This window comes from Aquiflexum balticum DSM 16537 (assembly GCF_900176595.1).
GTDB classification, from domain to species: domain Bacteria; phylum Bacteroidota; class Bacteroidia; order Cytophagales; family Cyclobacteriaceae; genus Aquiflexum; species Aquiflexum balticum.
Map to the genome: position 1 here is coordinate 672,816 of NZ_LT838813.1, position 12,730 is coordinate 685,545.

A 12,730-nucleotide genomic window follows, 5' to 3' on the forward strand; every position below is an offset into this window, starting at 1 on the left:
TCTTGTACCTAGATAACTTTTCTTTTGAAAATTGGCCAGAAGCCCGAATTGGGAAGTTGGTTTCTTTAAAACCTGCACCTTGTTTTTTTAAATCATAAAATTATTTCAAGAAAAGAAAATTCGAATATGATTTAATAAAAAAATAGTTCAGTCACTCCTATTGTTTTGATTCTTAACTTGATCTACCTTCGCAGGCTTTTAATTTTCAATCTATGAATCTCGAAGAAAAGTCACAGGAAGTCAGAAAGGTATTTGAGGAACTTGATACAGAAATCAAGTCTTTCCTTGATGCCAGTAAACTGACCTGTATATCCGGCTGTGGCTTTTGTTGCTCCAACCCAAAGGTAAGCGCTTCGGTACTTGAATTCCTTCCTTTGGCCTTTGATTTATATACCAAAGGCAAGGCAGAAAAGGCCTTGGAAATTTTGGACAAGACTACCGAAGAGGATGCTTGTATTCTTTACAAATCTCTTTCCGAGGATGGACATTTGGGGTTTTGCTCGGATTATCAAAATCGAGGAATGATTTGCAGACTTTTTGGATCCAGTGCCAGAAAAAACAAAGAAGGCCAAAAAGAAATCATCACTTGTAAAAAAATAAAAACCGAAAAGAAAGCCTTGTATGACACTACTGTCACTGCAATTAAGTCTGAAATGCCCATTCCTTCAAGCACAGATGCTTATCGCAAAATAAACAATATAGATTTTAGGTTGACCGAGCGACAATTACCCATCAACCAAGCGATAAAAGAAGCCTTGGAGTCTGTGATCACCTTTAAATTTTACACAGAAAACCAGGAACCGGAAAGCATGGAAAATTTTTGATATGAGCTTTTTGGCGTATATTGGCCTTGATTTCCACCACCAAATAGGTTTTTATGTTCAACGTTTCTGAAATTATTCAAACGATCAAACAGCTTATCGAGGTACGCATCAGCCTTGTCAAAGAAGAAATCAATGATCACCTGACCGCTATTTTTGCACGGATTTTTTTGTTGATCATGATGGCTACAGTATCTCTGATGGCTTTGTTGTTTGCAAGCATCTCGCTGGCATTTTATCTCAGTGAAAAAATGTATTCTACATTCAAGGGTTTTTTATATGTTTCCCTTATATATGTGTTGGTTTTGGTTCTCTTATACTTTATCAGAGAATCAAGCAGTATTACCAATCCTACCCAAAAATTCCTGAAAAAATTTGTTTTGGGAAAAAGAAAAAAAGATAATGATGAAAACTGAGCTGGAAAAAAAGGCCGAAGAGCTGGAACAAACCCTTGAAATGCAGTTGAGTCTGGTCAAAAAAGAATCAGAAGGCTTTGCAAAAATCGGTGGTGCCATTCTATTGGGAGGAATCGTAGCGTTTACCGCTGTGAGATTATTGGGTAGAAAAAAAAACAATAAAACAGAAAAAATCCTTAAAACCCTCGAAAAGGAAGGGTTGCTAGATGAGGAAATCAAACATAAACTGACCCAAAAAAGTCAACCGGGATTGATGGGAAGGTTAGGAGCTATACTACTCCCCATTGCGATCAATTATGGTAAAGAACAGTTCTTGAAAAAACTGAACGAATCAGAAAACAGTCCAGAAAAAAATGCAGAATAGTGTTGGTTTGAAGTTTGAGCAACTTACTGCATCTGGAAGAAAAGGAATTGCATGGCTTATTGACCCTGATGATGTGAAGTCAATAGACCTTTTTGAAAACCAGATTCGGGAAGCCATTCAATTAAAAATTGATTTTATTTTTTTAGGAGGCAGCCTTATCCAACAAAACAGTATCAATGATATCATTAGATTTATAAAAAAAACAGCCGAGAATATTCCTGTAGTTTTATTCCCCGGAAATTCCCTTCAATTCAGTCCATTGGCAGATGCGATGCTGTTTCTCTCTTTGATTTCAGGTAGAAATTCTGACCTGTTGATCGGGCAACATGTCAGTGTGGCGCCTCTTCTTGAAAAAAGTAAAGTCGAAGTACTTCCCACAGGATATATGTTGGTAGATGGAGGTCAAACCACTGCTGTACATTATGTCAGTCAGACTATCCCTCTCCCAAATCACCACCCCGAATTGGCCGCGGCAACAGCCCTTGCAGGTAAATACCTGGGCATGCGCTATTTCTATCTGGATGCCGGAAGCGGAGCGCCCAATCCGGTTTCGGCCGAACTTATCCGCGAAGTGAAGCAAAAAACAATGTCACCGCTGATTGTCGGTGGGGGATTAACTTCCCTGGAAAAAATCAAAACAGCCTATCATGCCGGGGCAGATGTAGTGGTAATCGGAAATGGTGCCGGAAAAAACCCAAAGCTACTCTCTGAAGTTTCCGCTTACTTAGAATCGATTAGGGTATTGGCGAATTGACAGAGACTGTTATCTCTAGTTTGTCAATTAAAACAATATTGTTACCAGTTCTGACCCAAGTCCCTTTAGGGACACGATGTGGGTAGAAAAAAGCAATTAATGTATGTTTTTTGTGCCTTTAGGTACAATATATATTTCGTACCTAAAGGCACGTCATCCTAATTTTAAAACATCATTTCCTACCAATATTTTGTCCCTAAAGGGACAAGAATCAGAGCATTGATTTGAATTGCTTTAAAAACCGGACATCATTTTCCGTAAATAGCCTCAAATCCTTGATCTGATATTTGAGCATAGCGATTCTCTCGATTCCCATTCCAAATGCAAATCCTGTATATTTCTTGGAATCAATACCGCAGTTTTCCAATACATTGGGGTCGACCATTCCGGAACCTCCGATTTCCACCCAACCTGTTCCTTTACAGACATTACAGCCTTTTCCACCACAAATCAGACAGCTGATGTCTATCTCTGCGCTGGGTTCTGTAAAGGGGAAAAATGATGGCCTGAACCTCACCTTGGTTTCTTTGCCAAACATTTCTTTGGCAAAATGATACAAGGTGTTTTTCAGATCCGCAAAACCCACATTTTCATCCACATACAAGCCTTCCACCTGATGGAAAATACAGTGGGCACGGGCAGATATGGCTTCATTACGATAAACCCTTCCCGGTGACAAAGTCCGAATAGGCGGTTTCTGATTTTCCATTACCCGCACCTGCACAGAGGAAGTATGTGTTCTCAAGGCAATATCAGGTTTTTTCTCAATGAAAAAAGTATCCTGCATTTCCCTGGCCGGATGGTTTTCGGGAAAATTCAGGGCGGTAAAATTATGCCAATCATCTTCTATTTCAGGACCTTCGGAAAGGTTGAATCCTATACGTTCGAAAATTTCTATGATCCGCTGACGGGTAGCAGTCAACGGATGGATTCCTCCTGCGCTAACTATCGTAGGTGGCAACGTCAGGTCAATGTCTGAAGATTTTGACTTTTTAGAAGTGGAATTTACTTTTTCAATCAATTCCTGAAATTTTTGGTCAGCTAGTTCCTTGACTTCATTGACCAATTGACCATACTCCCTTTTCTGTTCGTTGGGGATATTTCTCATTTCAGCAAAAAGCTCTCCCACTACACTTTTCTTGCTGATATATTTCATCCTATAAGCCTCCAACTCATCCGCATTGCCGGCATCTGCCGAAGCGATGGAAGATTTGATGGCTTCTATTTTTTCCTGATGCATTTGTTGTTCATTTTTCAGAACCACAAATCTAAAAGAAACTCTTGGAATATGGGAATAGGCAGCGGGTATTTGAATAAGTATCTCCCAAGAATGCAATTGTTTGGAATCTATCCGGTAAGGGGTAAATTCCCAAATCATAGAAATTGTAAAAAAATGGTTAAGAGAAGGGTACCAAATGAAATGGTTTTTTTGTGAGTTTTTTAGGGCTCCTGTAAAGCCTAGTTCTCCCTTAAAAAATTAAGCTACCTATTTTGGGTCAGGCAAAGTCTTCCAACCGAAAAGTTCTTTAAGTTTATCATCTTCTATTCTTCCTCTTAGACTTGCTATGATTTCACCCTTCCGATCATGTGGTTTTTGAGGAAATATAAAGTATCGATACATTTTTTGTTGCATTTCCTTGTCATGTACCGGATTGAGTCCTACTCTAGTAGCGTTCAAAACTGATTCAGAGGTAATAAAACCTCCGTGGACTTTTTCCAATCCAAAAGTAATTTCATGTTTGTCAACACTTCCAAAATTTTCCATCAAAATATGGAGGCTTTTCAATGGCCCGTAGATATAATTTATTTCTTCTCCCTCTTCATTTAACTCCTGCAATGCTCGGATCAAAATCCCTCCATAAGCTTTGTCATTTCCACAAGTAATATCCAATCCAGACCCATGCTGATACCATTTGCCTGATGATTTTTGTAATTCATGAGCATGGGTATAGATGTCTTTATGATGGCCTTCAACTTCTTTATAGTAGAATTCAATTTCGCAAATTCTAAATTTACGTCTGCCGCTAATCAAGACATATTGATTGAGCAATTAATCGGCTATCCTTGAAAAAGAAAGTTCTATTTCCTGAGGTTTGACAGAAAGGTCTAGTTCGGTCATTTAAGCAGTTGATTAGGATCTATTACAGGCAAAATAAAATCTTTGAGGGGAGTTCCTTGAAACCTGCTCATCAATATTCCCCGACTGGTAGAATAACAAATAGAAGCAAGGGCATTGCCTAAGTCCCCGTTTATAGTGAGTGATTTTTTATCCTTGTCTTCTATAACCAATTGTTCGAGGTTTTCAACCAAGAATACAAACACAAAATGAAATTTACCAGAAACTTCATCTTGCTCTTCTTTACTTTTGGTAAATACAGATACCTCGAAATCTGCCTTCACTAATTTGTCTTCTATGTTGAATCCCAAGTCAAAGTTTACATCAAATTGATGTCCTTCGAGCAAATCAGCTTTAAAACCAAATGGATTTGAAAGGCTTCCATTGATGATTTTAAAATCAACGATGTTGATTTTATCAGGCTGTAAAATTCCAAGATCAGACATTAGGCAACTTGGGTTTTTTCTGGGTTTATTTGGGGAGTTGCATGTACGAACTCCTTATTTTCCACTTTCACATCATTCTTATAAACTGTAAGGGAAATATTACCTCCCTTATTTCCCACAAATGTTTTCTTTTTGGGAACATAAATAATGGGTTCTCCCAATTCTGCCTGCAATTTGGCAAGGGACCGCAGGGTAAAGTTGTGTTCTCCCCCAAGCCATTTAGAAACTTCTGAAGGTTTCTTGTCCATCATATCCGCCAGGGTTCTTTGGGTAATTCCCTTCTCCTTGATTAGGTCATGAACCCGCAAGACTATGTCTGCATACATTCGAGTAAAAATCCGGATGTCTTGTGGTGTTTTGTCTAATATTTCTTGAATAAGTTTACTTCTCATAGCTTATAAAATTATTTCAGTTGAATTTCCAGTATCAGATAAAATTCTGGCATTCTCTGTATCAATCAATATCTCTCTTTTTATAATTGCTTTTAAAATCCTTTGAGCAAACATATTCGCTTCATAAAAAACCATACTTGTATTGCCATCTTGGGCTTTCTGACTGGTTTTTTCGGCACCATTAAATAAAACAACAATCGATTCACAAATTCTTAAACAATAGAGTCTCAATTTAAAATCCCGATAATCAATTTCAATCTCTCCAACTTGATAAATTCCAGAAGGTGGTATTGCGTGTGCATCATTTTCAAATCGAAAGTAACTTTCATATGCCCCATCTTCCCCAATTACATCAGTGATAAAGGAAGCCAAAGCTTGAAGACTTTCAGAAAATTCAGTTTTATCCTTGTACTTCAGAATAAACTTATCTGTTTCTGTAAAATCTTCATCAAGCCACTTTACCGAATAAAAGGTACAAGCCGGTTCAATATCCATTATTTCCAGTGTAAAGCTATTCACTTTTAAGTTAATTTCAAAAATTATTCACTTTTAAGTTAATCCAATGATTCAAAAATTAGAACCAAAATATTTGTGTGTGCCTTTAAATTATAAAATATTCCGAAATTGTCAAAAAGCTAATAAAAGTAAAAGTTATTATTGCCCTTCAACCTTGCATCCCAAATCTCTTTAAAAACCTTTCCAACTTTTATGTATTCCTCTTCTGTAAAATTATCAGTCTTGGCATTGTTGCACCTATCAACAAGCATTTACAGCGCTGATCGCAGGCTTAAAAACCTGCGATGGAATTAAGATAATTGAAATGCATTCAAAAATGGCCAAAATATTTATCGTATCCAGAGAAATTTCTATCTACTTACTTTTTCCGGCTACAAGAAGTGGGCAAAAGAAAGAGGTAAAAGATCAACAGTATAAGGAATTGATTTTTGGAATTTAAAGTCTTGACATTTTCAGAAAAACCAAACTCCAATAAAGCTAAATTTCTGAAATAACCTGAAAATACAACCCTACCAACTCCTTCCCCCACCACCCCATGGCCTTCCTGTTGGACCTTCTTGGGCAGGTTGTGGTTTGAAATTACCGATGATATAGGTAAATGAAACCAAACCATACCTTGTCAAGACTCTGGTGAAAGTATCTTCGATGGTGACGTCGTTGACAGTTCTGGCTATCGCGTTATTTTGATTGAGCAAATCAAAAATGGATAGCTTCAACTCCCCTTTATTGTCTTTTAGGAACCGATAGCCTGCTTCAATATTCCAAAGCCAAACTGATTGATCCAAATCAGCGGACAGTCCACTGAAGATATTATTGTTGACAATATTGGAAACAAAAAGTTTCCCCCCATTGGGAGAATAATAGAGTCGGATATTGGAGGATTGGATATAATAATTGTTGTCTAATGTAGCCTGCAGACTACTGTTGACTATGGTATAGGTACCCGTTGTGGATAGGGTAAAATCCAGGTCTTTGGAGATATTGGAGGTCAAAGTCAAGCCCTGACTAAGGTCAATATTATCGTTGAAATTCTTCTGAAAGTTGATCACACCGGGAGTTCTGTTATAAGAAACACTGGTATTCGAATTGAACTGGGACTTGATTTTTTTTATCGGGGAACCGTAGGTAACAAACAACCTGGACCTAAACTGCCCGGAAAGATTTTCAGGCCGGGTGATTTGCCCACCTGATCTGAGCAGTGTTTCATTATTGATCAAAGTATCTCTTACCGCGACAAAGGTATTGTTACCGATAAAATCCTCTGTCAGCGACAGGAACAGAAAGGTGAAAAAGGTTTTGGACTTTTCTATATTGATTTTGGAATAGTTGGTAAATACAGTATGTGAAAATGCCTGTCCGAGATTTGGATTCCCTATGGAAAGCTGTAGTGGATTTTGGTTGTTGATGACATTTTGAAGCTGATTGACACTTGGCTCTTGGGTGTTGGTTCTATACCTCAACCTAAAGGAAGTTCCCTTTTTCTGATTTCTATAGGAAGCATTCAATCCCGGAAGAAAATTACTGAATGAGCGATTGAAGGTCAGTTCCAAAGGGAAAAGGCTTTCATTGTCCTGAGTAGCATACTGATAATCCAGGTTGGCATTTAAATTCCAGCTTTTCAACCGATAACTGAGCCCCACACTTGGTCTCTGAACGATAAATTTGTTGTCGAAAACATTGCTCAATGCTGTATCCAATAGCATGATGCCTGCCTCAGGAACCAAACTGAAGGTTTTTTGGTCAGCGGAAGTCTTGTTGTTGCCCACCTGATAGGAGGCAGTAAACAATCCTGTTTTCAAAACAGGTTCTGTGAACTGTAAGGTAGCCCGATAATTGAAACCATCTGACAATCCAAAAGTCTCCTGATTGATGGTATCCTTGATATCCCTGATAAAATCCCGGTTGGCAGCAATTAACTCAGAAAGTTGGTCTCTTTGGTTCCATGATGTAAAAACTGTGGTGGATAATGTTCTTCCCGTTTTTTCGAATTTATATCTATATACCAAATTGTTGGAGATATTGTATCCTTTGGTATTTGCATCCGAGATCGTTTTTGAACTACTGAGCGAATCAAGGACACCGCTTAGATTGAGTCCTATACGGTCATTGAAAGTATCGTTGTTTTGGAAATTAATGGAAGGGGTAATGATTATGGCATTTTTTTCATTGAGATCATACTCTATCCTGCCATTGATCCTGTGGTTATTGTTTTTGATGGTATTGATCAGGCTTTCCTCATAAAACTGCCTATTGGTTTCTGAAAGAATTGTTTCTCTATTGGTAAGTTTAAAAACATTATTATTGGTTGAATTGAAGAAATAACTTGCTGTAAGGTTCATCTTCTTACCTATCTTATCACTATAATTCAACCCAAGACTGTTGGTTGTAATAATACCCTGATCCTGACCAACCAAAAAGTTATTGTTTCCGCCGCCACCGGGTCGGCCACCACCGCCTCCAGGTCTGCCTCCACCGCCACCCTGAGCTCCCGAATTAACCCCTACAAGGTCCTGAGAAGAAAAGTTTTGTTGATTGATATTATTGAACATACCAATGATTGAAATCCTTTTATCTCCTTTGAAAATATTGAAATTACCACCGGCAGCATACCTGTCCTGTGTTCCCAATCCTGCATAAATCCTTCCAAATTGACCGCTGTTTTTATCCGGTCTGGTGACAATGTTGATGGTCCTGGAATAGTTACCATCATCAAATCCAGTCAATCTGGATTGGTCAGACCTTTGATCTAAAATCTCCACCCTGTCAATGACATCAGCGGGCAGATTCCTCAAGGCCATAAAGGGATCATTTCCAAAGAACTCTCTACCATCAACCAAGACTTTTTGCACTGCTTCCCCCTTAGCCTGGATTTCTCCATTTTGGATTGTGACTCCGGGAATTTTCCTTACCAAATCTTCTGCGTCTGCATTTTCTCTTGTCTTAAAGGCATTGGCATTAAAAGAAGTGGTATCTCCTTTGACTTCACCGACCGGGATTTGACCTTCGATGACCACTTCCCCTAATAGTCTACTGTCTTCTATCAACACCAATGTCCCAAGATCAAGGGCATCGCCTCTATTGTGGATTTGGGTTATCTTTTGATATCCCAAAAATGTTATCTCCAGTTTGACACTTGGAATTCTGGGACGGGCTATTTCAAAATATCCATCTGCACCGGTAACGGTGGAAACCAACAAGGAATCCGTCACAGTTTTAATCAGGACATTGGCACCAATCATCGTTTCCTTATTGGTGCCTTCAATTACTTTCCCCTTTAAAAGGACTTGCTGGCCTCTGCCTTCTCCCCTTTGCGCTTGTAAATCAAAGGAATGGGCAATAAAAAAAAGAAGTAAAAATAATTTGAATGTAGAAATCTTCATGTTGCTGCTTAATAAAATCTCCATTTAGACTTCTCGAACCAGTAAAAAGTTTAATCCAAAAATACTGTAAATTTTGAGTGGGTATTTTTTAGGGTAGAAGGCAGAAAAAAGGGTTAAATCAAATTTTAGTTTAAAAAAAATATCCCCATCAAACCCTTTCAAAAAATAGGTTCGATGGGGATCAGCTTATTAAGATTTATTTTGAATATTTACCTGAATAGAAAGCTCTTTCAATTGCTCATCAGCTATTGTACTTGGTGTATCGATCATCACATCCCTACCGGAGTTGTTCTTTGGAAATGCAATATAATCTCTGATGGAATCGGAACCTCCAAAAATCGCACAAAGTCTGTCAAAGCCAAATGCTATGCCACCATGCGGAGGGGCACCGTACTCGAATGCCTCCATGAGAAATCCGAATTGCTTTTGGGCCTCTTCATCCGTGAAACCAAGATGCTTGAACATCAATTGTTGGGTGGCGCGGTCATGAATCCTGATAGAACCTCCACCGATTTCTACCCCATTGATGACCAAATCATAAGCATTAGCCCTTACTTCTCCTGGATTGGTTTCCAAAAGCGGAATATCCTCTTTTTTGGGTGAAGTAAAGGGATGATGCATGGCATGGTACCTTTGCGTCTCTTCATCCCATTCCAACAAAGGGAAATCTACCACCCAAAGGGGTTTGAATATATTTCTATCCCTGAGTCCCAATTCTTCCCCCATTTTAAGACGGAGTTCGGACATCTGTTTCCTGGTAGACTTTTCATCACCGCTCAGTACCAGCAGCAAATCTCCAGGTTGAGCCCCCATCAAATCCGCCCATGCTTTGAGGTCTTCATTCGAATAGAACTTATCCACTGTGGATTTAAATGTTCCGTCAGCATTGCATTTTACGTATACCAGACCTTTTGCGCCGATTTGGGGTCTTTTTACCCAATCGGTCAATTCATCCAACTGTTTGCGGGTATATTCTCCTGCTCCTTTGGCACAGATACCCAGAATGATTTCCGCTTGGTCAAAAATCCCAAAACCTTTTCCTTGGGTCAATCCATTAAGTTCAGCAAACTTCATATCGAAGCGCAGATCCGGTTTGTCATTGCCATAGAATTTCATGGCATCTGCATAGGTCATTTTTTTGACTTCTTCCAGCTCCACTTTTTTGACAGTATTGAAAAGGTGTTTGACCAAACCTTCAAAAGTATTCAAAATATCTTCCTGTGTGACAAAGGCCATTTCACAGTCTATTTGAGTAAACTCCGGCTGTCTATCTGCCCTGAGGTCTTCATCACGGAAACATTTAACTATCTGGAAATACCTGTCAAAGCCACTCACCATCAGCAATTGCTTGAAAGTCTGCGGAGATTGGGGCAAGGCATAAAATTCCCCGGGATTGACCCTGCTTGGTACTACAAAATCCCTGGCACCTTCAGGAGTTGATTTGATCAGAACGGGGGTTTCCACCTCGATGAAATTTTCACCATCCATGTACTTTCTGGTCTCCTGCATCATTCTGTGACGAAGCTGAAGCTTTTCCCTGATGACATTTCGCCGAAGATCAAGATAACGGTACTTCATCCTCAATTCCTCACCACCGTCAGTTTCATCCTCAATGATAAATGGAGGAACTTTGGAGGGATTTAGTATTTCCAACTGAGATACTTTTATTTCTATATCTCCTGTTGGCATTTTATCATTTTTGGAGGCTCTTTCAATTACCAGACCATGGGCCAAAACGACAAATTCACGTCCAAGGGATGCCGCTTTCTGGAGCAACTCTTTTTGGCTGGAATCTTCTTCAAAAATCAATTGTGTAAGGCCATACCTATCTCTTAAATCAACCCAAATCAATCCTCCTTTATTCCTAACACGCTGCACCCAACCCGAAAGGCTTACTTCTTTATTTACGTCTGAAATCCTTAATTCTCCGCAAGTATGTGTCCTGAGCATCTTATTAAATTGTATTTTTTTAAAGTGGGCAAAGATAACCAAAGCTTATGGACAATTCTAAATTGACCAAAAAGAAAGAAAAACTTTTTTATCCATCCATAAGAAAACCAAACAATTAACTATTCCATAATTTAGCGTTGATTACATTCAATAATTTGTGATTCAAATGAAATCTTATCAAAAATTGAACGTTACCAATTTGTAGGTGGATATTATTTATATCCCAAAAATTTGGAAATTGACTTGAATTTAAATTTATTTGACATATACACTCTGAACTACCCCGAAATAATATGAATAAAAAATTGATTATCGCTTCTTCTGTGATTTTGACAGGAGCTGCTTTTTATTTTTTCCAAGATGCTGGGACCTCAAATATTATTAAAGAAGAACCCTTACAGGAAATCATTATTGAAGAAGAGGAAGAGGTAAATCTTCTCTATGGAATTAATGTAAATGAACTTGATATCATTGAAGGCGTAGTAGGTAAAAACCAAACTTTATCTACCATTTTGGCTCCGTTCAATGTTTCTTATCAAATCATAGATGAAATAGCCAGAAAGTCAAAGGATGTTTTTGATGTCAGAAAAATCGCATTCAACAAAAAATTCACAGTCCTCAGTTCAAAAGATACTTCCTTGGCCCAATTCTTCATTTATGAACCCAATCCCGCTGAATATGTGGTTTTCAAATTGGATGAGGGGGAAGTTTATAAGGAAGAAAAACCGGTAGAATGGAAAAAAGTAGAAATTGGAGGTACTATCAGCAGCAATCTTTATGTAAACATGACTGAATTGGGACTCAGTCCTGACCTGATCAACCAATTTGCCGATCTGTACGGATGGATGGTGGACTTTGGAAGCCTTCAAAAAGGCGATAAATTCAAAGTTGTGTTTTCAGAGAAAGTAGTAGAAAATCAAACTATAGGAATCGGAGATATTGAAGCGGCATTTTTTGAACATAAAGGAACTCCTTACCATGCCATCCCTTTTGAACAAAACGGTGAAAGATCTTTCTTCGACCAGGATGGAAACAGCTTCAAAAAAGCATTTTTGAAATATCCGGTAAAATACACCAGAATCAGTTCTGCATATAATTTGAAGAGATTCCATCCGGTACAAAAAAGATACAAAGCGCATTTGGGAACGGATTATGCAGCTCCAACAGGAACAGAAATCAGGACGGTAGGGGATGGAACAGTTGTCGAAGCAAGGTACACAAGCGCCAACGGGAATTTTGTAAAAATCAAACACAACGGAACCTATACGACACAATACCTTCACATGTCCAAAATTGCTTCCGGCATGAAACCAGGTGCAAGGGTAAGTCAGGGTCAGGTAATCGGGTATGTTGGCAGCACAGGATTGGCAACAGGACCTCACCTATGTTTCAGATTTTGGAAAAATGGTAAGCAAGTTGATTGGCAAAAGGAGAAGATTCCGCCATCCGAGCCTATCTCAAATGAAAACAAGTTGGCTTTTGAGCACGTAAAATTGGAAAAAGAAAGACAGATTGCTGCTATTCCTTACAGTATGTCAACAACAAAATTAGTAGCTAAAAATAATTAAAAGTATT

13 protein-coding genes are annotated in these 12,730 nt (G+C 38.6%); 6 read left to right on the plus strand and 7 right to left on the minus strand.

Annotated elements, in window-relative coordinates; genetic code table 11:
• The first annotated feature begins 212 nt into the window (after positions 1-212).
• From B9A52_RS03015 to B9A52_RS03030, 4 genes are read left to right on the plus strand one after another with little or no spacing between them, the layout of a single operon-like run.
• Positions 213-824: a YkgJ family cysteine cluster protein gene (locus B9A52_RS03015; RefSeq protein ID WP_084118914.1), complete on the plus strand. Its 612-nt coding sequence runs from the start codon at positions 213-215 to the stop codon at positions 822-824.
• Between the two features lie 53 nt (positions 825-877).
• Positions 878-1,237, plus strand: a complete 360-nt coding sequence (locus B9A52_RS03020) for a phage holin family protein (RefSeq protein WP_084118915.1) — start codon at positions 878-880, stop codon at positions 1,235-1,237.
• Positions 1,224-1,601, plus strand: a complete 378-nt coding sequence (locus tag B9A52_RS03025) for a hypothetical protein (RefSeq protein ID WP_231955448.1) — start codon at positions 1,224-1,226, stop codon at positions 1,599-1,601. Before B9A52_RS03020 ends, B9A52_RS03025 begins: the two co-directional genes overlap by 14 nt.
• Complete coding sequence (locus B9A52_RS03030; protein WP_084118917.1) at positions 1,591-2,355, plus strand: geranylgeranylglyceryl/heptaprenylglyceryl phosphate synthase; 765 nt, start codon at positions 1,591-1,593, stop codon at positions 2,353-2,355. Before B9A52_RS03025 ends, B9A52_RS03030 begins: the two co-directional genes overlap by 11 nt.
• Before the next feature lie 211 nt (positions 2,356-2,566).
• Here the strand turns inward: B9A52_RS03030 and B9A52_RS03035 are convergent, their stop codons facing one another.
• The 5 genes from B9A52_RS03035 to B9A52_RS03055 form a co-directional block, all read right to left on the minus strand.
• Positions 2,567-3,595, minus strand: a complete 1,029-nt coding sequence (locus tag B9A52_RS03035; protein ID WP_084123365.1) for a phenylalanine--tRNA ligase subunit alpha — start codon at positions 3,593-3,595, stop codon at positions 2,567-2,569.
• Positions 3,596-3,841: 246 nt separating this feature from the next.
• On the minus strand, positions 3,842-4,387 hold the full coding sequence (locus B9A52_RS03040) for a hypothetical protein (RefSeq protein WP_157370049.1): 546 nt from the start codon (positions 4,385-4,387) through the stop codon (positions 3,842-3,844).
• 83 nt (positions 4,388-4,470) lie between these two features.
• Positions 4,471-4,917 carry a hypothetical protein gene (locus B9A52_RS03045; RefSeq protein ID WP_084118919.1) on the minus strand — a complete coding sequence of 149 codons (447 nt, stop codon included), beginning with the start codon at positions 4,915-4,917 and terminating at the stop codon, positions 4,471-4,473.
• Positions 4,917-5,309 (minus strand): helix-turn-helix domain-containing protein, encoded by a 393-nt coding sequence (locus B9A52_RS03050; RefSeq protein ID WP_084118920.1) that lies wholly within the window; start codon positions 5,307-5,309, stop codon positions 4,917-4,919. Before B9A52_RS03050 ends, B9A52_RS03045 begins: the two co-directional genes overlap by 1 nt.
• A gap of 3 nt (positions 5,310-5,312) precedes the next feature.
• Positions 5,313-5,804 carry a hypothetical protein gene (locus tag B9A52_RS03055; RefSeq protein ID WP_084118921.1) on the minus strand — a complete coding sequence of 164 codons (492 nt, stop codon included), beginning with the start codon at positions 5,802-5,804 and terminating at the stop codon, positions 5,313-5,315.
• A 337-nt stretch (positions 5,805-6,141) separates the two neighbouring features.
• Between B9A52_RS03055 and B9A52_RS26300 the strand changes: the two genes are divergently transcribed.
• The gene (locus tag B9A52_RS26300; RefSeq protein ID WP_262483143.1) at positions 6,142-6,264 is read left to right on the plus strand and encodes a hypothetical protein; all 123 of its coding nucleotides are present in this window, start codon (positions 6,142-6,144) and stop codon (positions 6,262-6,264) included.
• Between the two features lie 70 nt (positions 6,265-6,334).
• Here the strand turns inward: B9A52_RS26300 and B9A52_RS03060 are convergent, their stop codons facing one another.
• Both B9A52_RS03060 and aspS read right to left on the minus strand, forming a co-directional pair.
• The gene (locus B9A52_RS03060) at positions 6,335-9,205 is read right to left on the minus strand and encodes an outer membrane beta-barrel protein (protein WP_084123366.1); all 2,871 of its coding nucleotides are present in this window, start codon (positions 9,203-9,205) and stop codon (positions 6,335-6,337) included.
• A gap of 189 nt (positions 9,206-9,394) precedes the next feature.
• Positions 9,395-11,155, minus strand: a complete 1,761-nt coding sequence (aspS, locus tag B9A52_RS03065; RefSeq protein WP_084118922.1) for an aspartate--tRNA ligase — start codon at positions 11,153-11,155, stop codon at positions 9,395-9,397.
• Between the two features lie 293 nt (positions 11,156-11,448).
• On the opposite strand from aspS, the gene B9A52_RS03070 reads away from it, so the two are divergent.
• Entirely contained in the window at positions 11,449-12,723 is a 1,275-nt protein-coding gene (locus tag B9A52_RS03070) for a peptidoglycan DD-metalloendopeptidase family protein (RefSeq protein WP_084118923.1), read from the plus strand.
• Positions 12,724-12,730 lie beyond the last annotated feature (7 nt).